This is a genomic window from Paenibacillus sp. FSL H3-0310 (genome assembly GCF_038002785.1).
GTDB classification, from domain to species: Bacteria; Bacillota; Bacilli; order Paenibacillales; family Paenibacillaceae; genus Paenibacillus_AQ; species Paenibacillus_AQ odorifer.
Genome location: NZ_JBBODC010000002.1, coordinates 875812 through 897194, shown reverse-complemented (window position 1 = coordinate 897194; position 21383 = coordinate 875812). Strand labels below are relative to the sequence as shown.

The following is a 21383-nucleotide window of genomic DNA, read 5'->3' as shown; positions in this document are numbered from 1 at the left end:
GGTATTATGCATCATCAACAATTACGTATTTTTTCCGGTTCGTCGAATCCAAAGTTAGCGGCTGATATTGCGGAGCGACTTGGTGTTGAATTGGGGCAGATAAAGCTGACCCGCTTCATGAGCGGCGAGATTTACGTGCATTACGAAGAAAGCATCCGGAACTGCGACGTATTTTTGGTGCAATCCCTTTCGCATCCCATTAATGAGATGTTCGTGGAGCTGCTGGTGATGATAGATGCTGCCAAACGGGCTTCAGCTCGTACAGTGAACATTATTGTGCCGTATTATGGGTACGCTCGGCAGGAGCGGAAGTCCGCACCTCGTGAGCCGATCTCGGCTAAGATGGTGGCTGATGTGCTGACGACCGCTGGAGCAACCCGCGTAATCACCATCGATTTGCACGCAGCGGCGATTCAAGGCTTTTTCAACATTCCGGTCGATCATCTGACTGCACTCGATTTGATCAGCAGCCATTTGAAAGCCAAGGCAATGTCTGATCTGGTCATTGTTTCCCCGGATGCAGGGCGTGCGTCTATGGCTGAGAAGCTGGCGAATAAGCTGGATTCACCTTTTGCCATTATGATCAAGAAGCGCCCAGCCCATAATGAATCGGTAATCACTCATGTCATTGGTGATGTCGAGGGACGGACACCTATCATTATTGAGGATCTGATCGATACTGGGACGACCATTGTGAATGTGGTAGAAGGCCTGAAGGAGAGAGGTGCGAAGGACAGTATTGTCTGCGCGACACACGGATTATTCTCAGGGCCCGCGCTACAGCGGCTTGACCATCCTTCTATTCAGGAAGTGGTTACGACAGATTCTATTGCACTGCCTGATGACCATTCAAGTCGGTTTACAGTATTATCTGTTGCACCGATGCTTGCCCAGGCTACGCACATCATCCTTGAGGGTGGTTCAATCGATAAGCTATTTAGAGACGCGGGAATTTAATTCCCCGTCTTTTTTATTTTTTGTCAAAAAAGATGTTGTAAGCAGAGTGGTAGAGTCTTTCTCAACTTGAGATTCTCGCTGTCACATGTGGTATACTGTGTGGAGATACCCGCGCCCAATAAGGGAACGGAATAGCGATTAAGGATGGAGCTCCGGCATACCCCATAGGGCGCCGCCCTCCTATTTTTCGTTAGTATAAGGAAGCTTCTTATAAGGGAGGTGCCTTGCTTCCATGATTGAGAGAACTTCAGAGTATGAACTGGGGAATGATAATGTGATTCCTGTAACTCTGAATGCCAATTTTTTCTTTGAAAGAGCCGTTCGGTCCTTGGATCGCTTTCAATATGATAAGGCATTAAAGAATTTTCGCAAAGCTGTAGAGTACGAGCCGGAGAATCCGGTCAATCATTGCAACGTGGCTGGCGTATTATCAGAAATGGGTAATTATGAAGCGTCCAACGACATTTTAACCCATGTACTGGAGAATATTGATCCGGCAATGACGGAATGTTATTTCTATATGGCTAACAACTTCGCCAATATGGAAAGCTATGAGGAGGCAGAACGCTCACTCGTCACTTATCTCGAAGAAGATGTGAACGGTGAATTTCTGGCCGAATCGGAAGAATTGATGGAGCTGCTGCAATATGAGCTGGACCGTCCTGCTCCACTTATCCGGATTAGAAGCCGGGAAGGTGTAATAGAGCATGAGCGAGCCCGAGCACTGTTGGAGGAGGGCAAGTTTACACAAGCCGTCACTTTGCTTGAAGAGATTGTGAGCAATACGCCTGACTTCCTGGCGGCACATAACAACCTAGCCCTAGCGTATTTTTACATGGGTCGTTTTACCAAAGCTAAGGAATGTATTATGCGGGTGCTGGAGCTGGATTCCGGGAATTTGCATGCACTCTGTAACTTAGCGATCTTCCTTCAGTATGAAGGTGACCGCGGGCAACTGGATGGATTGTTACGCCTTCTGGAGACCACCATTCCGTTTCATCAGGAGCATCTGTTCAAAATGGCCACCACCATGGGGATTCTGGGACGCCATAGAACCGCCTATGGCCATTTTAGACGTCTGTTGAAGGATGAAGAGGTCGGTGGCGACGCCAGTCTCTATCATTACTGTGCGGCAGCTGCCAGCAATAGTGGCCTGTATACAGAAGCCCAACGCTGCTGGCAGAAGGCAGCTAAGCTTGATCCGGAATCGGCTGTGCCGAGATTTTTTCTGGCTCAGCTGCAGCAGGCGCAGGGGGAAGGTAAAACGCTGTCGCTGGTCAGCTACAACTATCAGCTTCCTTTTCAGGAGCAGCTGAAGCTGTGGAAGGACAACAAGGGCAGCTTTACCGAAGAGGTACGGAACAATCCGCTGCTTCGCTCTTCCTTCTTCTGGGCGCTCCGCTACGGGGATGCCAATACGAAGCTTCAGGTTACAGAAGCTCTTCGGTGGATCGAAGATGAAGAGATGTCCGAAATTCTGCAAGGACTTCTAAAGCAGCAGCCCTTGCAGGAAGAAAAGCTGCAAGAAGCGGCACTTCTTAGTCTGCAGCGGCTGATTGGAAGTGTTCCTGAAGAGAATGTGCTTCAGGAAGTCAAAGAAACCTCTTCCCCGCGTCTGAAGGGACTGCCGGAATGGAGAGAGGATTGGCAGAAAGTTATCGACCAGACCCTTAGTATGATGGATCGAAGATATGATGCAATCCACAAAAAAGATGCTGAATTACTGTGGAAGCAATTTCTGAGCAGCCTTTATCCGGATGTTCCGTTTATCCGTCATGCGAATGGCTGGTGTGCTGCCTTAGAATATCTAATTGCTAAAACGCATAACCTGCCGGTCACCTACCGTGAAGTAGCTCAGCGTTACAATGTTTCCGTATCTATGGTCAGTCGTTATGCTCGGCGCATAGATACGGAATGTAGTTTCGAGGGAAGTGTGAGCGACAGCCTTCCGCCATTTACCGAGAATATCTAAATCGATCATGTAGTATTTCGTAGAAACGGAGCCCTTTTTATATGTCTTGCGTAACGCTAATGTTCCTTATAGGGACACCGAAGGCGTCTATGCTCGCCAAAAAAGGGCCCGTTTCTTCTAAATAAACCCTATTGTGAGGAGGCCACTGTTATGTACAAAACGATTGTAATCGGAACAGGCCCAGCCGGGCTTACTGCTGCAATTTATTTGGCACGTGCCAACCTAAACCCACTTGTGATTGAAGGTATGCAACCAGGTGGACAACTGACAACGACAACAGAAGTCGAGAACTTCCCAGGCTTTCCTGAAGGAATTCTAGGCCCGGATTTAATGGACAACATGCGCAAGCAGGCTGAACGTTTTGGGGCTGAATTTAAGAATGGTTGGGTGGATTCAGTTGATTTTTCACAGCGTCCATTTAAAGTGACTGTAGATGGATTGGGAGTATTAGAGGCGGAGTCAGTGATCATCTCAACCGGTGCATCTGCCAGATATTTAGGAATCCCCGGTGAGCAGGAGAATGTGGGCCGTGGGGTCAGCACTTGTGCTACTTGTGACGGATTCTTTTTCCGTGGCAAAAAGATTATTGTCGTCGGTGGTGGAGATTCAGCGATGGAGGAAGCCAGCTTTTTAACCCGATTCGCTTCTAATGTAACATTGGTTCACCGTCGTGATGAGCTTAGGGCTTCGAAGATTATGCAGGCTCGCGCACGGGATAACAGTAAGGTATCGTGGGCTCTTAACCGTACACCGCTTGAGGTTACAACCGACGAGTCTGGCGTTAAGGGGCTGACGGTTCGCAACAATGAGACGGGAATTGATGAACTCATCGAAGCGGACGGAGTGTTTGTCGCGATCGGGCACACGCCGAACACCGGATTTTTAGGGGGGCAAATTACGACCGATACCAACGGCTACATTGTGGTCAACCCTGGAACGACAGAAACGAACATCCCGGGCGTATTCGCTTGTGGCGACGTGCAGGATACCCGTTATCGTCAGGCAATTTCCGCAGCGGGATCTGGCTGTATGGCAGCAATGGATGCTGAGAAGTACCTAGAGGGCACGATGGTGCATGACTGGAGCGAAACACTGGATAGTTAATTTTGCGAGAAATCGTAGTCGATGACATATAAGCAGGTAATCCTTTTTCTAAAGGGTTGCCTGCTTTTTTCAATATTGGCGGGGCCGTGTCCAGATATTAAATATGTTGTTTATTTATTACCGCTCGGAAGTTAAAATAACTGTAACAATGTCTTTATAAAAAGACTTGCGCATTTTAAAAATACGTTTACAATGAAGATATAATGTTAACGTGAACAATTTACACAAATCCTATTATAAGCAATAATTTTAAGTTTAAAATATTTATTAAGAAATCAACCGATTGAATAAATGTTCACGTTAAACTTTGTGTAACTCCCATTCGAACTTAAAGGAGAGCAGCAAACCTCATGAGTAAAAAATTCATGGATGAGAACTTCCTATTGTCGAGCGAGACCGCAATTAAGCTGTTTCATAATCATGCGAAAGACATGCCCATTATCGATTATCATTGCCACCTCAGCCCAAAAGAAATTTATGAGAACAAAACGTTCAACAATATCACCGAAGCTTGGCTGTATGGCGACCATTATAAATGGAGAGTGATGCGCGCTAACGGTATAGAAGAGAAATTCATTACTGGCGATGCCAGTGATTATGATAAATTTTTAGCCTGGGCTAGAACGGTTCCGATGATTATCGGGAATCCGCTATACCATTGGACGCATCTGGAGCTGCAACGTTTCTTCGGTGTATATGAGTTGCTGAATGAAGCTAACGCACCAAAAATTTGGGATGAAGTGAATAGACAGTTACAGGGTGAAGGATACGGAGCAAGAGATTTGATCATTAAATCGAAGGTGACTACGGTTTGTACTACCGATGATCCTGTAGATAATCTGGAATATCATGAGAAAATCAGTAATCTGAGTGGGTTCAATGCTAGCGTTGTGCCGGGATTCAGACCAGACAAAGCGCTTGAAATCAACCGTCCTACCTTCCAGCCTTGGGTAGCTCAGCTAAGCGAAGTTTCGGGAATGGCTGTTAAGAATTACGGACAGTTTCTTGCAGCATTGGAGAGCAGAGTGAGATTCTTCCACGCCAGAGCCGGCCGTGTATCTGACCATGCTTTGGATGCGGTAATGTTTGAGCCTACTACCTTGGAGGAAGCTACAGCTATATTCGCTAAAGCACTTTATGAAGGCACTGTAAGTGAGAGTGAAGAAAAGAAATATAAAGGATTCACGCTAGTATTCCTCGGCAAATTGTATAACGAGCTGGATTGGGCGATGCAATTCCATATTCATGCGCTACGGAATAACAACAGCGTAATGTTCGGAAGTCTCGGACCTGACACGGGTTATGATTCTATCAATGACGGCGTGATTGCTAAGCCTTTGGCGGGTCTGCTCGATGCGCTAGATCGTGAGAATGCGTTGCCTAAGACCATTTTGTACTCATTGAACCCTAATGATAATCATGTTATTGCCAGTCTAATGGGTAGCTTCCAGGGCGGCGGTATTCCAGGGAAGATTCAATTCGGAACCGCATGGTGGTACAACGATAATAAAGACGGCATGCTGGAACAGATGAAGACACTTGCTAATCTAGGCGTACTTAGCCAATTTGTTGGGATGTTAACAGACTCCAGAAGCTTTTTATCGTATACCAGACATGAGTACTTTAGAAGAATCTTGTGTGATCTAGTAGGCTCTTGGGTAGAAGCTGGAGAAGCCCCGGATGATATGGAGTTACTGGGCAGTATGATTGAGAACATCTGTTACAATAACGCTGATCATTATTTTAATTTCTCGAAACAGGCATTGGTGACTAGGTAATCGTTATGATATCCTTACATGGAAGAGCCAAACCCGTTTAATAAGGAAGGTTGACCCATGGCACCTACAATCAAGGATATCGCCAAATTGGCGAATGTATCGCATACAACTGTATCGAGAGCACTTAACAATAGTCCACTAATTAAAGAGGTCACACGTAAAAAAATTGCCGAGATCGCTGCGCAAGTGGGTTACGTCCCTAATTACAATGCCAAAAGCCTTGTGATGCAGCGATCCTATACCATTGGTCTGTTCTTCACGAGTATTGCCAACGGCACAACTTCTGGTTTCTTCTCTGATACGATTCGTGGTGTAAATAGGGTCATAGATGTAGAGTACAATCTGTTCATCCGTGGGATCGACGATTATGCGGATTACTCCTCTATTCATCGCAAACGTTTTGATGGAATTATTCTAATGAGCCAGAGTGAAGCAGATAATAAATTCATTTACCATGTTGTCCAGCAAGGCATTCCAATCGTTGTGCTGAACCGGCAAATTGATGACCGTTCCATTATCAACATCATCTCGAACGACCGGGAAGGTGCTTATAATGCAGGCAAATACCTGATCGAAAACGGGCATCAAGACATTGCAATTATTGAAGGTGTCGAGGGCTTTAAATCCACACAGGAACGCAGAGATGGCTTTATAAAAGCTTTGATTGACCATAATATCCCTGTTCGTAATGACTACATGATAAGCGGTAGTTATGATATGCAAAGTGGATATGAGGCGATGGGCAAGCTGCTGGATCTCGAGAAGCCACCGACTGCTGTATTTTGCTCCAATGATGATATGGCGATCGGGGCTATGAAAGGCGTGTTTGAGCGAGGGCTGCAGGTGCCAAATGATATCTCTGTTGTTGGTTTTGACGACATTGGGTTTTCACTTTTTGCCAATCCTTCACTCACCACGGTCAAACGTCCTATTGAGAAGATTAGTGAGCAAGGCGCTCGCCAGCTGTTAAGCTTGGTCAAGGAACCCTCAGAAAAAGACGGGCGGATCTCGATCGAGACAGAGCTTATTGCCAGAGAATCAGTCAGGAAGTTGCAGAAGTAGAGGCTGCGCATAGCAGCCTGATCCTTTACCTTCGTAAAGGATTGCTATCTAGAATTTTCACGTGTGCATATATTTAATGAATTAGTAATATAAATATGATTTTATATAGTTTATTTAATAAGTTTATCGTGTGCATTTACTATTAGGAGGCGTTAATATGAAAAGATTAAATAGTGATAATTGGACAGCTTACAAGCAGTATCCTGAGAAGGTTCTACAATTTGGCGAAGGCAATTTCATGCGCGCCTTTGTAGATTGGCAGATTCATACCATGAATCAAAAAACGGATTTCAATGGTGGAGTGGTTGTTGTACAGCCATTGGCTAACGGACTGGCAGAAATGCTGAATGATCAGGATGGGCTGTATACCCTTTATCTGCAAGGCATTAAAGACGGAGCGGCTGTAAAAGAACACGAGGTAATTAATTGTATTACGCGGACGCTTAATCCCTATTCACAGCATGAGGAGTATATGAAGCTGGCTGAGAACCCTGAGCTACGCTTTATCGTGTCTAATACTACTGAAGCGGGAATTGCTTTTGAAGCTGGCGACAAGTTAACCGATACGCCGCAGAGTAGTTTCCCAGGCAAGCTGACGGCCTTATTGTACAAACGTTATCAAACTTTTAATGGGGATGCTTCTAAAGGTTTTATCATCATTCCATGCGAGCTGATTGACCGGAATGGTGATGAGCTCAAAAAGGTTATTTTGAAATATGCTGAGCTGTGGAATCTTGGAGAAGGTTTTGTGAACTGGTTGAATGAAGCTAATACCTTCTGCTGCAGTCTGGTGGACCGCATTGTTCCCGGTTATCCAAGAGACAGCATTGCCGAGATTACAGAAGAGCTGGGTTATGAGGATAAGCTGGTCGTTGTCGGCGAGCAATTCCATCTTTGGGTGATTGAAGGGCCACAGTGGATTAAAAAGGAGTTCCCGGCTGAACTAGCAGGTCTTAATGTGCTGGTGGTGGATGACATGGCCCCTTATCGCACTCGTAAAGTGAGAATTTTAAACGGAGCTCATACAGCTATGACACCAGTAGCGTATTTGTACGGTATTGATACGGTTGCTGAAGCCATTGAGCACGAAGAGGTTGGGGCGTACGTGAAGTCCTTAATCTATGATGAGATTATTCCAACGCTGGATCTGCCGGCAGAGGAATTGAATTCTTTTGCAGACGCGGTATTAGAAAGATTCCTGAACCCTTATGTGCAGCATTACTTGATGAGCATTTCCCTTAATTCTATATCGAAGTTTAAGACAAGAGATCTGCCTTCTTTACTGCAATATGTAGAGGCCAAAGGACAATTGCCTGAAAAGCTTGTCTTCTCATTGAGCGCATTAATTGCCTTCTATAGAGGACGCAGAGGGGAAGAAAACATTCAACTGGCTGATGATGCGGATATTTTGGAATGGTTCGCCTCCTTATGGGGAGGATGGGATGGCACAGACACCGGGCTGCGCGCACTGGCCGTCGAAGTACTTGCCGCAACCAATCGCTGGGGCTGTGATCTGAATGAAGTGGCTGGACTTACTGACAAGGTGACAGAAGGACTGGTTGCGATTGAGAAAAATGGCATGAAGCAAGCCTTAAAAGCGTTCGTGAAGAGACCGGCACACAACTAATACCCTGGAGGTGACAATGATATGATCAAGACGATGAAAGAAGTATTGCAGATTAATGAGGCTGATAATGTCGCTGTTGCACTAAAAGACTATAAAGCAGGCGACACCATTGTGATTGGTTCAAAAGAGATTAAAATTACTGAAGATATCGCTAGAGGCCATAAAATTGCACTGTCCAGCATTAACGAAGGTGAAAACGTATTGAAATATGGTTACCCCATTGGTCATGCTATAGCGTCTATCGCGCCGGGGCAGTGGGTGCATACCCATAACACTAAGACAAACCTAACAGGGGTAGAGGAATATACCTTTGAGCAGAAGCTGACGCCGAATCCTTTTGCAGCGGAGAATTTGACCTTTAAGGGGTATCGCCGCTTTGATGGATCTGTAGGTATCCGCAATGAGCTGTGGATCGTCCCTACTGTTGGTTGTGTGAATGGAGTGGCGGAGCAGATCATCAATATTTTCAAAGCAGAGGTTGGAGATATCGCACCTTTCGATAACGTGCTCGTGCTTAAGCATAACTACGGTTGCTCCCAGCTGGGCGATGATCATGACAATACACGTACGATTCTGGCTAACGCGGTTAAACACCCGAATGCGGGCGGCGTGCTTGTGCTCGGATTGGGCTGTGAGAATAACAATTTGCATATTTTTAAAGACATGCTGGGCAGCTATGATGAGGATCGTGTGCGTTTCCTTGTCTCCCAGGAGGTTGGGAATGAGATTGAAGAAGGCGTGAAGCTGCTGAAGGAAATCTACAATAATGTACAAGGTGATCAACGGGAAGAGGTATCACTCTCCGAGCTGAAGATCGGTCTGAAATGTGGAGGCTCCGACGGGTTATCCGGTATTACTGCGAATCCGCTCCTTGGACGTCTGTCTGATTATATGGCTGCTCAAGGCGGGACCACTGTACTGACAGAAGTGCCTGAAATGTTTGGTGCCGAAAAAATTCTAATGGAACGTGCTGCGGACGAAACTATTTTCAACAAAATTGTCGATCTCATTAATGACTTTAAGCAGTATTTTATGGACTATAAACAGCCGGTATATGAAAATCCTTCTCCAGGGAATAAAGCCGGAGGAATTACTACGCTTGAGGATAAATCATTGGGTTGTACTCAAAAATCGGGGAACGCTACAGTTATGGATGTCCTCAAGTACGGGGAGCTTATCACTAATAAAGGCTTAAATCTCCTTAACGCACCTGGCAATGATCTTGTGGCTTCCTCTGCACTGGCTGCTGCTGGCTGCCAATTGGTGATCTTTACGACCGGGCGGGGAACACCATTTGGTACATTCGTGCCAACGATGAAGGTATCTACCAATACCCCATTGTATGAAGGCAAACGTCATTGGATCGATTTTAATGCAGGTGTGTTGGTGGAAGATGGTTCTCCAGATGAGGTCCTGCGCAGCTTCATAAACTATATTATTGCGGTGGCCAGCGGTGAATGGGTTAATAATGAAAAGAATAATTTCCGTGAGATCTCCATATTCAAAACAGGAGTAACGCTATAATAAATCATTAATTAATGACAAATCAGGCTGTCTCTTATGCTTTTTAAGCGTAGGGGGCAGTTTTTTTAGGTTCACAGCATACATAATCCGTCTTAAAAAGAACGATAATTGCTTTCTTTTGAATTAGTGATTGCAATCACAATGGTCCTGTACGGCCTGTGCTAATCTTTTATTGAGAATAGTTCTCACATAAAGGAGAAGAGTCAGATGGAAAAAGTGCTGAGTTTGGATGAATCTATATTCGAGATGGTATCACGGCATCCGGAGGTCATCGAGATTATGGTAGAGCTGGGCTTTAAGGATATTGCCAAGCCTGGCATGCTGCAGACTGCTGGCCGTTTCATGACCTTATCCAAAGGAATTAAGCTGAAAAAAATGGATCTCGAGCACGTGAAGCAAACTTTTGAACGTCATGGTTTCGGGATTATTTAATAAAGGAGTGTTAATATGAGCGAACTGATTAACAACCGTGAAGTTGATGTGCCGGAACAGACTCGTCGCCAGGCTATGCTTAAGGAGATTATTAAAGAGCTGCATGCAGGCAAAAGTGTAGAAGAGGTTAAGGCGCGATTCGCCGAAGCTGTGGGTGATGTTACCGTAGCGGAGATTTCCGCGATGGAGCATTCATTAATGACCGAAGAAGGAATTCCGGTATCCGAGGTCCAACGTCTTTGTTCGGTGCATACAGCCATTTTTAAAGGCTCTATTGAGCAAATTCACCGCTCGTCCCAGCCCGAGGAGCAGCCAGGCCATCCAGTACACACCTTCAAATTGGAGAACCGTGAGATCGAAAAACTTGTTAACTTCCGCATGGATCTGCACGCAACAAAGTTTCAAAAGAATGATAGTGAGGAACTGATCTTCAAATTGTTGGAGGATCTTAGCTTGCTGCTGGATCTTGATAAACACTATAGCCGAAAAGAAAATCTGCTGTTCCCATACCTCGAAAAATACGGCATTTATGGCCCGACCAAGGTAATGTGGGGAGTGGATGATAATATCCGCCGTATGATTAAAGAGGCAAAAGCAGCGCTCAGCACTTATAGCGGAAACGCAGCAGAAATAGTCATTCAGCTTGAGGAGATCATCAAGGAAGTTAATGAAATGATCTTTAAGGAAGAAAATATTCTATTGCCCATGGCCCTGGACAAACTGACGGAAGATGAATGGGTCAAAATCGCCCGGGAGAGCGATGAGATCGGGTTCTGCCTAACCGCACCGGAGCAGGAGTGGATCCCTGAGCGGGCCGCTGAGCCGGACGGCGCAGTGCTGGAAGAAACAGAAGGAGCTACGCCGCAAGGCGGGTTCATCCGTTTTGAGACAGGGTTGTTGTCACTGCATCAGCTGGAGACCGTACTCAACCATCTTCCTGTAGATCTAACCTTCATTGATGAGAATGATGTTGTCCGATATTTTTCACATGGGAAGGAACGTATCTTTGCCCGAACTAAAGCGGTTATCGGCCGTACAGTACAGAACTGTCATCCCCCGCAAAGTGTTCATGTGGTAGAGAAGCTTTTGGAAGACTTTAAGGCAGGCCGTAAGGATGCTGAAGACTTCTGGATCAATATCAAGGATAAGTTTATCTACATCCGTTACTTCGCTGTACGAGACGAGTCAGGCCAATATATGGGCACGCTAGAGTTCACACAGAATATCGCTCCAATCCGAGCATTAGAGGGCCAAAAGCGCATTTTATCAGAATAAATCGGTGCGTTGGGTTATTTTCCAGATAATAATATAGGTACAAGACTCTCTTACTTAGGCGTAAGGGGGTCTTTTTAGAATATAATAGAGTATACTCTTAAAATAAGGAATTCCCGGGTGTGTTGTCTTTCCTTGACCACAGAGAGGGCTTCTATTATAGTTGGTACTTAGGATTAACTATTTTAGTATAAAAAAAGGTGGCTTGTTACATGTCTGAGAATATCTACGTTGGCGTGGATTTGGGTGGAACTGCAATTAAGGTTGGAATCTGTAATGCTGAAGGTACCCTTCTTCATACTTATGAGGGACCTACAGGAACTGCAGAGGGTGTCGATACTGTTATCGATAATATCGAGAAGTATGTACGCCAAATTGTGGAGGATTCCCCGTACTCTTGGGATCAGCTTGCAGGTGTAGGAGCGGGTGTAGCCGGGTTCACAAATATTCGTGAAGGAATCATCATCCTTGCGCCTAACATAGGATTTAGAGATGTGCCGATCCGTTCCATTTTGGAAGATCGTTGGAACAAGCCTGTCAAAATAGACAATGATGCGAATGTGGCTGCACTGGGCGAAGCTTGGAGCGGTGCGGGACGTGGCGTTGATAACTGTGTCTGCTATACGCTTGGAACAGGTGTCGGTGGCGGAATTATTATTAATGGAAAGATTTATCAAGGCTTTGCGGGATTAGCTGGTGAGCTTGGTCATATCACAGTAGTGCCGGATCTGGAAGCTATTCAATGCGGCTGTGGCAACATGGGCTGTCTGGAAACCGTTTCCTCCGCTACAGGTATTATCCGCATGGCTAATGATGCAGTAGCTCGTGGCGATCGTACTTCCCTCTCTATGGTAGAGAAGATTGCTGCGAAAGAAGTCTTTGATGCGGCTAAGGCTGGCGATGAAGTAGCTATCCGTATAGTAAATCGTGCAGCGTACTATCTGGGTAAATCCATGGCTTCTGTTGCGGCTGTGCTTAACCCTGAAGTATTTATCGTTGGCGGCGGTGTGTCTAAGGCTGGAGATATTCTATTTGATGAGGTTCGTCGTGTGTTTGCGAAATTGACACCGGCTCCACTTCAAACTGGTGTTTCGATTATTCCAGCTGAGCTTGGCAATGACGCAGGTATTGTTGGGGCTGCCGGCCTTTTGCTGCGTTCTTAAAAGACGGGAAGTATTCATATACTAAATCTAGGGAGGGGACGCTTTTATGACCGAATTGGACAATACCCCAACGGCTGGAGCCACCCTGATTATTATTACGGGAATGTCAGGTGCGGGGAAGACAATTGCTGTACAGAGTCTGGAAGACCTAGGGTTCTTCTGTGTCGATAATTTACCACCGGTGCTGATTCCCAAGTTCGCAGAGCTAATTGAACAGTCAAAGGGTAAGATTGCCAAGGTAGCCCTTGTAATTGACCTGCGTGGTCGAGAATTCTTCACTGCTTTGTCTGAGTCTCTTGCCTATATCAAGGATGAGTCAACCATTGGCTGTGAGATCTTGTTTTTGGATGCTACAGATTCAGTACTTGTTCAGCGTTACAAGGAAAGTCGACGTCATCATCCATTAGCACCTAAGGGGCTGCCGCTTGATGGTATCAAGCTAGAACGTAAAATGCTTGAAGAATTGAAAAATTCAGCTACGTTATGTTTAGATACCAGCAGTATGAAGCCCGTGCAGCTTAAGGAGAAGATCGTTTCACGGTTTTCGCATCTAGGAAAAAGTACGCTTTCCGTCAATATTACATCCTTCGGATTTAAGTACGGTATCCCTATTGATGCAGATCTTGTCTTTGATGTCCGCTTCTTGCCTAACCCACATTATGTGGACCATCTGCGGCCTAAAACCGGCCAGGACAGTGAAGTCTACGATTATGTAATGAAGTGGCCTGAAACACAGGTGTTCCTGACCAAACTGCTCGATATGCTTCATTTTCTAATTCCGCAATATCGCAAAGAAGGTAAGTCCCAGATTATCATTGGCATTGGCTGTACGGGAGGTAAACACCGTTCCGTAGCCATATCTGAGTATTTGGGTAAAATGCTGGGCGTTAGCGAGACGGAATCCGTAACCGTTAGTCATAGGGATTCCGAGCGTGATCGGCACTAGAGAGAAGGGGTCATAGTGGCTGAAGAACAAAGACAGCGTCCACGTATCGTCGTTATGGGCGGTGGCACGGGGTTATCTGTTATGCTTCGTGGTTTAAAAGAGAAGCCATTAGATATTACTGCTATTGTTACCGTTGCCGATGATGGGGGAAGCTCAGGTATTTTGCGCAGTGAACTGCAAATGCCTCCTCCTGGGGACATCCGCAACGTATTGACAGCTATGGCTGATGTTGAGCCGCTCATGGCAGAGATTATGAGATACCGTTTCAACACGGGTGAGGGACTAGCTGGTCATAGTCTCGGCAACTTGATTCTTGCTGCGCTCACGGATATATCCGGCGATTTCGTTACAGCTGTACGGGAGCTCAGTCGATTATTCGCTGTTCGCGGCCGGGTATTGCCTGCGGCCGGTGAAGCTGTAATCCTGCATGCAGAAATGTCGGACGGCACGATTATCACGGGGGAGTCCAAAATCCCTGAAGCTGGCGGGATCATCAGACGAGTGTCCTTGGAGCCGCCAGATGTAGAACCGTTGCCCGAAGCGCTTGAGGCGATTCGGAATGCAGACGCGATCCTGCTGGGTCCTGGCAGTCTGTATACGAGCATTCTTCCTAACCTGCTTGTTCCGAAACTGGCAGAAGCGGTTGTATCTTCGAATGCTATCAAAATTTTCGTCTGCAACGTAATGACTCAGCCGGGTGAAACGGATAACTATACCGTCAGCGATCATCTTCAAGCTGTATATGATCATATCGGGATCGATTTATTCGATTATGTTATTGTTAATGACGGTGAGATTCCGGAACAGGTCCAGACGAAGTACGCCGAGAAGGGCGCGCGCCCGGTGCAGCTTGATAAAGAAGCGCTGGATGGCAATGGATACAAGGTTATAGCCGATAAACTGGTTTTATTCCGAACTTATTTGAGACATGATACCGATAAGCTTAGTCATCACATTTATCAGCTTGTGCAGGATTGGATAAACAGAAACCCTAGGGTATAACTTATAGATGAGAACGAAGTACTTATCAAGAAAGAGGTGAGACCCTTGTCTTTTGCGGCCCTTACCAAAAAAGAGCTGACGATGGTGGAGAGTGAACCCTGCTGCGAGAAGGCGGAAATGTCAGCGCTTATCCGTATGAATGGATCTGTGCAGCTTTCAAGCAAAAAGGTTATTCTCGACATTTCGACGGAGAACGCCGCGATTGCAAGGCGGGTATATTCTTTACTTAAGAAATATTACCAGGTCCATATTGAGCTACTCGTGCGTAAAAAAATGCGTTTGAAGAAAAATAACGTCTATATCGTCAGAATCCCAAACCGTGTACAAGAGATCCTAAAGGATCTTAGAATTGTGTCGGAAGGATTTATTTTTACCGATGGTATTGATGATGAGATTGTTGGGAATAACTGCTGCAAGCGTGCTTATTTGCGCGGTGCCTTTCTGGCTGGCGGATCGGTTAATAATCCGGAAGGCTCCTCCTACCATTTGGAGATTTCCTCGATGTATGAGGAACATTGTAAAGCATTAGTGGATCTGGCTGGGGAATTCCACCTAAACGCACGCTGTATTGAACGTAAAAAAGGGTTCATTCTTTACATTAAAGAAGGCGAGAAGATTATTGAATTCTTAAGTTTGATTGGAGCGCATCAGGCGCTGTTCAAATTTGAGGATGTAAGAATTATGCGCGATATGCGTAATTCCGTGAATCGGATCGTGAACTGCGAGACCGCAAATCTCAACAAAACAATAAGTGCTGCGGTGCGGCAGATTGAAAATATCAAGCTGTTGCAGCGAGAAATGGGACTGGAGAATTTGCCGGATAAACTGCGTGAAGTAGCAGAAATTCGAATGGCGCATCCAGATATCAACCTCAAGGAGGTTGGTGAAATGCTCAAAGGTACAGTCAGTAAGTCGGGAGTAAATCATCGGCTTCGTAAGATTGATGAGCTGGCGGACAAGGTTCGAGGCGGCTAATTACTTTTTTTCTAGTGTGGTTTACGTTATAATGATATAATAATATAAAATTAATGTGAAACTTTTGGGGAGAACTCAATTAGGGGGTAAGCGTTTCATGACAAAGCACCCGGTAGTTGTTCGGTTGAAGACAGGGCTTCATGCCCGACCGGCAGCATTGTTTGTGCAAGAAGCTAACAAGTTTTCGTCGGAGATTTTCGTGGAAAAAGATGATAAAAAAGTAAATGCTAAAAGTATTATGGGGATTATGAGCCTCGCTATCAGTTCCGGCACGGAGATTTACATTAGCGCGGACGGTGCGGATGCCGATCAAGCTGTAAACGCTTTGACAAGTCTGGTCAGCAAAGAAGAGCTTGAGAACCAATAATAGGAAGACAACATCGTTTCTGCTAGGAAGACTTTATTTATCGCATGACCAAAAGCCCTTCGGGGCTTTTTTTAATACCAAAAAATAGATGGAGAACGTGCAACATTTACCAAAATGACTCGTCTAGAGGATAATAACAAATCACAAGAAATGAAAGGGGCTGGCAAATATGAAAGGTTTATTGAAGAAAATTGGTTCAGTGATGATCGTAGGGAGTTTGTTAATTGGAGGGATCAGCATGAGTGGTGTTTTCCAAGGTCCTGCAAAGGCTTACGCAGATGAAGTGCAGAAAAATGTCGTTAGTGTAGTAGGTAAAGGCGAATTGTCCCTCAAGCCGGATATCGTATACTTGTCCATCGGTGTGGATACTACGGCCACAACTGCGCAAGAAGCGCAGAAGACCAATGCCGCTAAAATTCAGAAGATTATGACTTTACTGAAGAATACTTGGAAAATTGCAGATAAAGATATTCAAAGCACGCAGTTTTATGTGCAACCCAATTATAGTTACAGCGAAAAAGAAGGACAGCAAGTGAAGGGGTACAACGCCAATCATACGCTGTTAGTGTCTTATAGAGATCTGACCAAGGTTGGTGAATTGCTGGACGCTGCATCTGCGGCAGGGGCGAATAATATCGGAAATGCACGTTTTTCTGTGGAAGATACTTCTGCATTTGAAGCTCAGGTGATTGAAAAAGCGATGGCGAATGCAGATGTTAAAGCAGGGGCTATTGCTAAGGCAGCTAAACGCAGCTTGGGTCAAGTGATCACGGTCAGCCAAAATGATGGCGATATCACTCCGGTTTATTTTGAACAGAATCTAAAAATGAATATGGCTGCAGCAGATGCTGGTGCAAGCACATCCGTGCAACCCGGAGTAGTTAAAGTTACAACTCAGCTGAGCGTAATGTATGAATTGAAATAGTATCAGAACAAGGTGAATGCAGAGAGGAGAGGTGATCTTCCACTAGTAATAGTGGGGGGCGCCTCTTTTTTTGTGTAAGTTCTCTACGATTCTGTTTAATAAATTGGAAAGGAGAGGAAAAATAAGATGATGAATATTATTTCAAAAGAATCAGCACGCAAATGGGGCATAGGTCTGATGTCAGCAGGTTTATTGTTTGGTGGAGGTCTGCTGCCCAGCGAAACGGGTTATGCAGCAGCTAGTAAAACGGAGAATAAAGCTATTGATTCGCGTATCGTTTTAAAGGCAAACGGGATAAATTCGTTGCAGGAAGGTATTTTGAAGGAAGGACAGGCCTGGATTCCCATAACTTTTATGCGAGATGTGTTGGGATTACCGCTTGTGTATGATAAGAAGGAAAATGCGTACATGATTGGAAAAGGATCGACCAAGGCCAAGTTGATGTTATCCAGCTACGGTACTTCTGTGTGGGTGAACAACTATTTCATTCGAGAGTATGAAGGGAAGTTAATTAATAATCGCCTCTATGTTCCATCAGGATTGTTAAATGATTATATGGGTTATAAGGTAGATTGGAGTCGGGCCGCCAGTAGGCTGAATGTGGTGAACAGACCGCAGAACGCGCTGACGGTAACCACGGAAACTTATGCTAAAGATCGGGCAGAAGCTTTTATTCAGCTTGATTATCCGAAGATCAGTGGATTGGGCAACTCCAGTGCGCAACAAGCTATTAATAATACTTTGAAGGAAAGTGTTATGAAATTCGCGGCGGGTGCAGAACAGGATATCTCCGATCGAGATGGAGCAGAGCCCAAATACACCTATGATTCAGGTTATGTAGTGACCTACAATCAGAATGGTGTGATCAGCATAGTGATGCATCAGTATAGTGATACGGGCGGGGCCCATGGAATGACTAACCGTGAAGCCTTCACCTTCTCGCTTAAGGATGGTAAACGTCTACTGTTGGGCGACCTGTTTGGAGCTAATCCAAACTACAAAAAACAGCTGAATGCAAAGCTGAGCAAGCTACTGAAGGCAGAGGATAGTTATTTGGGAGGATTCAACGGATTGAATACGGAGAAATATTTCTATCTGAAGGACGACAAGGTTGTTCTGTTCTTCCAATTATATGAGTACACAGCGTATGCTGCAGGCTTCCCTGAGTATACTTTTAGTTTCAAAGAGCTTTTACCGGATGGCAGTAGCCCGTTTGCTGGCATAAAATAAATGGAAATGCTTCGTCTCCGCTAATGTCGGCACAAGACATCTCCCCCTTACCAGAGTTGTCTCTTGTTCATATGCTAAAGGGAGTAACTAGTTTATGAACGGGGGAGAGCTATGGGCTACCAATATACTGCAATTGGCGATTCCTTGACGACTGGATTTGGTGCTCTGCCAGGTAACGGTTTTGTACCGGTGTACCGTAGAATGGCAGAAGGGAGACTGCGGACTACTGTAGCCTCTACGAATTTAGGCGTGAACGGAATGACTACTTCAGAGCTGGAGCAGCGGCTGCGCGGAAATTCCATGATGCGTGAGGCCGTTCGAGTAGCTGATATCATCACTGTGTCTATCGGTGGTAATGATTTGATTCACGCGGCCAAATCAGCAGCAAGACAGCAAGGCAACTTATCCGCAGAGCTGCGCAGATCGCTTCAGGAATGCAAACAAAATTTCTCTGCAATTATGAATATCCTTATACAATTGAAGGCGAGGACGCGTAGACCTTTTATCATTAGAATTGTGGGATTATATAACCCCTATCCTCAGGTGGTTGGTGCGACAGAGTGGGTCAGGCAGTTTAATCAATACGCAGCACAGTACAGCAGCCGAGTATGTGGATTTGCTTCGATTTACAGTGAGTTCGCAGGAAATGAGAGAGGGCTGTTATCCATTGATCATTTGCATCCGAATGGCCGGGGTTATCGCGTAATTGCCGAGAAGCTGGATGCGCTAGGTTATGGCGGGCTGGCTTAATTGGATTTAGGTCTTCTATAAAATATAAAGAGGCTGTGCTCTAACCATAACGGATAGAGCACAGCCTCTTTATATTTTTACTTTATAGCTTACACACCGCTAGGCAATGTCTTCTCGATTACTTTATCTACGATACCGTATTCAGCCGCGTCTGCAGCAGTCATGAAGTAGTCGCGATCTGTATCCTTCTCAATACGTTCTAGAGGTTGACCCGTACGTTCTGCTAGAATACGGTTCAGCTTATCGCGCAATTTGAGGATGCGGCGGGCACGGATTTCAATGTCCGTTGCTTGACCTTGAGCACCACCCAGAGGCTGGTGGATCATGATCTCGCTGTTAGGCAGTGCGAAGCGTTTGCCTTTGGCGCCAGCGTTTAGCAGGAAAGCTCCCATGGAAGCTGCCATACCCACACAGATGGTGGAAACGTCTGGTTTAATGTACTGCATTGTATCAAAAATAGCCATACCTGCAGTAATGGAACCGCCTGGGCTATTCACGTAAAGGTGAATGTCCTTGTCAGGATCTTCGGCAGCCAAGAACAGCATTTGTGCGATGATAGAATTGGCTACCACGTCATTAACCTCCGTTCCAAGGAAAATGATGCGGTCCTTCAGCAGGCGGGAATAGATGTCATAAGCGCGCTCGCCGCGGTTGCTCTGTTCTACTACCATAGGAATATAACTCACGTGGAAAACCTCCTTGATATTGGTTCTTCAAATGTATTCATTTTTACTCTTGCCGTATTACCCACATGATAAACAAATTCAAACAAAAAGTCAAAGAAAGTCAAACTTATATTCAAAAAAAAGAGCCGACAAGCGGCTCTTTGGTTAAGTAGTAGTATAGGCACTACTAAATTATGTGCAAAAATGAAATTAATGGCGCGCCCGCCAAGAATCGAACTTGGATCTCAGGCTTCGGAGGCCTACGTCATATCCATTGGACCACGGGCGCAACAAAAATGATTATAATACAATTTTTACACAATTGCAATGTAATATTAATACTGGACAAGCGCTTTAGGGGCAGGCATCGGGCGCTATATCTTTTTCTGACCTTATTAATGTATAAGAAGACAAGCGCTTGAGAATTCTACTCTCGGAAGACTTGCGCTTCGAGCAATATTTGGTTAGAATATGGGTGGGACTTAAAAAGTTTACCCGGGACGTTTTGAGACCATGAACAAGGGAATAGAGGAAGACGAAGTTGCAGGAGTGAAAGTATGCGTAATTTATTAGATATCCAAAAGCAGCTTCTGCCTGATCTCATGGAAACCCTTAAGAGACGGTACACGATTCTTCATCAGATCATGCTGTCCGATATTATTGGGCGCAGAACGCTAGCCGCTTCGCTAGATATGACTGAGCGGGTACTGCGTGCCGAGACGGATCTTCTGAAATCGCAAGGGCTTATTGAGATCGAGAGTGTTGGCATGCGCATTAGCGCTGCTGGACGTAGACTGCTTGATTTGCTAGAGCCGGTTGTTAAGAGCCTATTTGGTCTGGATGAGCTGGAAGAGAAAATTCGAGCAACGTATGGTCTGGATAAAGTTATTGTAGTACCGGGTGATTGTGAGTCATCGCCGTTCACCAAACGAGAGCTTGGCCGAGCGGGTGCGAAAGCGCTGCTGAGTATACTTCGCGCAGATGATACAGTTGCCGTCACAGGTGGATCGACGCTTGCCGATATGGCTGATCAACTGGCACCGCCGTTGTCCCTTTCCTATAAGAACGCTTGGTTTGTTCCGGCGCGTGGAGGATTAGGAGAGAGTATGGAGATTCAAGCCAACACGATTGCCTCAACAATGGCAAAGCGGGTTGGAGCCAACTACCGGTTGTTGCATGTCCCTGATTTGCTTAGCGGGGATGCATACCAATCGCTTGCACTTGACTCTAATATTGGAGAGATTGTACAAACCATCCGTAGTTCGCGTATTATTGTACATGGGATTGGGGATGCCATTGAAATGACCCGCCGCCGCAAACTGGACGAGGCTACAGTCTCGGAAATCCAGGGTGAAGGGGCAGTGGCCGAATCTTTTGGCTATTATTTCAATGAAGAGGGTCAGGTTGTCCATACCATGCTTACGATGGGTCTACGTCTAGAAGATATTATTCGGACAGAGAAAGTCATCGGTATTGCAGGAGGCAAACCCAAGGCCAAAGCCATTCATGCCATGCTGCGTTTCGGGCAGGAGAATATTCTCGTCACGGACGAGGCTGCTGCAGTAGAAATAGGCAAGGAAATTGACAATCAACTACAGCTATCTTCGTAGTTTTTAGATTGCAGGCAATAAC

At 45.6% G+C, this 21383-nt stretch carries 19 protein-coding genes and 1 tRNA gene; 18 read left to right on the top strand and 2 right to left on the bottom strand.

Features of this window, described 5'->3' with window-relative positions; translation table 11 throughout:
- Nucleotides 1-6 precede the first annotated feature (6 nt).
- The 17 genes from MHH63_RS23325 to MHH63_RS23245 all read left to right on the top strand — a co-directional run bounded on the left by MHH63_RS23325 (nucleotide 7) and on the right by MHH63_RS23245 (nucleotide 19086).
- Nucleotides 7-957, top strand: a complete 951-nt coding sequence (locus tag MHH63_RS23325; protein WP_036687083.1) for a ribose-phosphate diphosphokinase — start codon at nucleotides 7-9, stop codon at nucleotides 955-957.
- Between the two features lie 232 nt (nucleotides 958-1189).
- Nucleotides 1190-2929, top strand: coding sequence for a tetratricopeptide repeat protein (locus MHH63_RS23320; RefSeq protein WP_341172156.1), 1740 nt, complete (start codon nucleotides 1190-1192; stop codon nucleotides 2927-2929).
- Between the two features lie 150 nt (nucleotides 2930-3079).
- The gene (gene trxB / locus MHH63_RS23315) at nucleotides 3080-4033 is read left to right on the top strand and encodes a thioredoxin-disulfide reductase (protein WP_036687084.1); all 954 of its coding nucleotides are present in this window, start codon (nucleotides 3080-3082) and stop codon (nucleotides 4031-4033) included.
- Between the two features lie 350 nt (nucleotides 4034-4383).
- Entirely contained in the window at nucleotides 4384-5811 is a 1428-nt protein-coding gene (uxaC, locus tag MHH63_RS23310) for a glucuronate isomerase (RefSeq protein ID WP_076126847.1), read from the top strand.
- 57 nt (nucleotides 5812-5868) lie between these two features.
- Entirely contained in the window at nucleotides 5869-6873 is a 1005-nt protein-coding gene (locus tag MHH63_RS23305) for a LacI family DNA-binding transcriptional regulator (RefSeq protein WP_076126848.1), read from the top strand.
- Between the two features lie 157 nt (nucleotides 6874-7030).
- Nucleotides 7031-8500: a tagaturonate reductase gene (locus MHH63_RS23300; RefSeq protein WP_076126850.1), complete on the top strand. Its 1470-nt coding sequence runs from the start codon at nucleotides 7031-7033 to the stop codon at nucleotides 8498-8500.
- A gap of 33 nt (nucleotides 8501-8533) precedes the next feature.
- Entirely contained in the window at nucleotides 8534-10024 is a 1491-nt protein-coding gene (locus tag MHH63_RS23295) for a UxaA family hydrolase (RefSeq protein ID WP_076127063.1), read from the top strand.
- A 207-nt stretch (nucleotides 10025-10231) separates the two neighbouring features.
- A complete protein-coding gene (locus tag MHH63_RS23290) occupies nucleotides 10232-10456 on the top strand; it encodes a DUF1858 domain-containing protein (protein WP_076126852.1) in 225 nt (74 codons plus the stop codon).
- A gap of 15 nt (nucleotides 10457-10471) precedes the next feature.
- Entirely contained in the window at nucleotides 10472-11731 is a 1260-nt protein-coding gene (locus MHH63_RS23285; protein WP_076282610.1) for a DUF438 domain-containing protein, read from the top strand.
- A gap of 209 nt (nucleotides 11732-11940) precedes the next feature.
- On the top strand, nucleotides 11941-12891 hold the full coding sequence (locus MHH63_RS23280; protein WP_036687097.1) for an ROK family glucokinase: 951 nt from the start codon (nucleotides 11941-11943) through the stop codon (nucleotides 12889-12891).
- A 46-nt stretch (nucleotides 12892-12937) separates the two neighbouring features.
- Nucleotides 12938-13837, top strand: a complete 900-nt coding sequence (gene rapZ / locus MHH63_RS23275) for an RNase adapter RapZ (protein WP_076126855.1) — start codon at nucleotides 12938-12940, stop codon at nucleotides 13835-13837.
- 54 nt (nucleotides 13838-13891) lie between these two features.
- A complete protein-coding gene (locus MHH63_RS23270; RefSeq protein ID WP_169744815.1) occupies nucleotides 13892-14839 on the top strand; it encodes a gluconeogenesis factor YvcK family protein in 948 nt (315 codons plus the stop codon).
- Between the two features lie 45 nt (nucleotides 14840-14884).
- Complete coding sequence (whiA, locus tag MHH63_RS23265; RefSeq protein ID WP_036687104.1) at nucleotides 14885-15814, top strand: DNA-binding protein WhiA; 930 nt, start codon at nucleotides 14885-14887, stop codon at nucleotides 15812-15814.
- A 97-nt stretch (nucleotides 15815-15911) separates the two neighbouring features.
- Nucleotides 15912-16181: an HPr family phosphocarrier protein gene (locus tag MHH63_RS23260; RefSeq protein ID WP_036687106.1), complete on the top strand. Its 270-nt coding sequence runs from the start codon at nucleotides 15912-15914 to the stop codon at nucleotides 16179-16181.
- A 169-nt stretch (nucleotides 16182-16350) separates the two neighbouring features.
- Nucleotides 16351-17106 (top strand): SIMPL domain-containing protein, encoded by a 756-nt coding sequence (locus MHH63_RS23255; protein ID WP_076126857.1) that lies wholly within the window; start codon nucleotides 16351-16353, stop codon nucleotides 17104-17106.
- Nucleotides 17107-17232: 126 nt separating this feature from the next.
- Nucleotides 17233-18336 (top strand): PdaC/SigV domain-containing protein, encoded by a 1104-nt coding sequence (locus MHH63_RS23250; protein ID WP_076303372.1) that lies wholly within the window; start codon nucleotides 17233-17235, stop codon nucleotides 18334-18336.
- 111 nt (nucleotides 18337-18447) lie between these two features.
- Nucleotides 18448-19086, top strand: coding sequence for a GDSL-type esterase/lipase family protein (locus MHH63_RS23245; protein WP_076186860.1), 639 nt, complete (start codon nucleotides 18448-18450; stop codon nucleotides 19084-19086).
- Nucleotides 19087-19175: 89 nt separating this feature from the next.
- Here MHH63_RS23245 and clpP read toward each other — a convergent pair whose 3' ends face one another.
- Both clpP and MHH63_RS23235 read right to left on the bottom strand, forming a co-directional pair.
- Nucleotides 19176-19772 carry an ATP-dependent Clp endopeptidase proteolytic subunit ClpP gene (clpP, locus tag MHH63_RS23240; RefSeq protein ID WP_036687113.1) on the bottom strand — a complete coding sequence of 199 codons (597 nt, stop codon included), beginning with the start codon at nucleotides 19770-19772 and terminating at the stop codon, nucleotides 19176-19178.
- A gap of 193 nt (nucleotides 19773-19965) precedes the next feature.
- Nucleotides 19966-20040, bottom strand: a tRNA-Arg gene (locus MHH63_RS23235).
- Nucleotides 20041-20308: 268 nt separating this feature from the next.
- Here MHH63_RS23235 and MHH63_RS23230 point away from each other — a divergent pair.
- Entirely contained in the window at nucleotides 20309-21361 is a 1053-nt protein-coding gene (locus MHH63_RS23230) for a sugar-binding transcriptional regulator (protein ID WP_076126862.1), read from the top strand.
- The last annotated feature ends 22 nt before the right edge of the window (nucleotides 21362-21383 follow it).

Excerpts from the sequence above, each read along its gene's own strand:
- trxB (WP_036687084.1), top strand. The coding sequence starts at position 3,080 with ATGTACAAAACGATTGTAATCGGAACAGGCCCAGCCGGGCTTACTGCT.
- MHH63_RS23280 (WP_036687097.1), top strand. The coding sequence starts at position 11,941 with ATGTCTGAGAATATCTACGTTGGCGTGGATTTGGGTGGAACTGCAATT.
- MHH63_RS23300 (WP_076126850.1), top strand. The coding sequence starts at position 7,031 with ATGAAAAGATTAAATAGTGATAATTGGACAGCTTACAAGCAGTATCCT.
- MHH63_RS23320 (WP_341172156.1), top strand. The coding sequence starts at position 1,190 with ATGATTGAGAGAACTTCAGAGTATGAACTGGGGAATGATAATGTGATT.
- MHH63_RS23270 (WP_169744815.1), top strand. The coding sequence starts at position 13,892 with ATGGGCGGTGGCACGGGGTTATCTGTTATGCTTCGTGGTTTAAAAGAG.
- MHH63_RS23305 (WP_076126848.1), top strand. The coding sequence starts at position 5,869 with ATGGCACCTACAATCAAGGATATCGCCAAATTGGCGAATGTATCGCAT.
- MHH63_RS23250 (WP_076303372.1), top strand. The coding sequence starts at position 17,233 with ATGATGAATATTATTTCAAAAGAATCAGCACGCAAATGGGGCATAGGT.
- MHH63_RS23295 (WP_076127063.1), top strand. The coding sequence starts at position 8,534 with ATGAAAGAAGTATTGCAGATTAATGAGGCTGATAATGTCGCTGTTGCA.
- MHH63_RS23255 (WP_076126857.1), top strand. The coding sequence starts at position 16,351 with ATGAAAGGTTTATTGAAGAAAATTGGTTCAGTGATGATCGTAGGGAGT.
- MHH63_RS23325 (WP_036687083.1), top strand. The coding sequence starts at position 7 with ATGCATCATCAACAATTACGTATTTTTTCCGGTTCGTCGAATCCAAAG.
- uxaC (WP_076126847.1), top strand. The coding sequence starts at position 4,384 with ATGAGTAAAAAATTCATGGATGAGAACTTCCTATTGTCGAGCGAGACC.
- rapZ (WP_076126855.1), top strand. The coding sequence starts at position 12,938 with ATGACCGAATTGGACAATACCCCAACGGCTGGAGCCACCCTGATTATT.
- MHH63_RS23260 (WP_036687106.1), top strand. The coding sequence starts at position 15,912 with ATGACAAAGCACCCGGTAGTTGTTCGGTTGAAGACAGGGCTTCATGCC.
- MHH63_RS23230 (WP_076126862.1), top strand. The coding sequence starts at position 20,309 with ATGCGTAATTTATTAGATATCCAAAAGCAGCTTCTGCCTGATCTCATG.
- MHH63_RS23245 (WP_076186860.1), top strand. The coding sequence starts at position 18,448 with ATGGGCTACCAATATACTGCAATTGGCGATTCCTTGACGACTGGATTT.
- MHH63_RS23285 (WP_076282610.1), top strand. The coding sequence starts at position 10,472 with ATGAGCGAACTGATTAACAACCGTGAAGTTGATGTGCCGGAACAGACT.
- MHH63_RS23290 (WP_076126852.1), top strand. The coding sequence starts at position 10,232 with ATGGAAAAAGTGCTGAGTTTGGATGAATCTATATTCGAGATGGTATCA.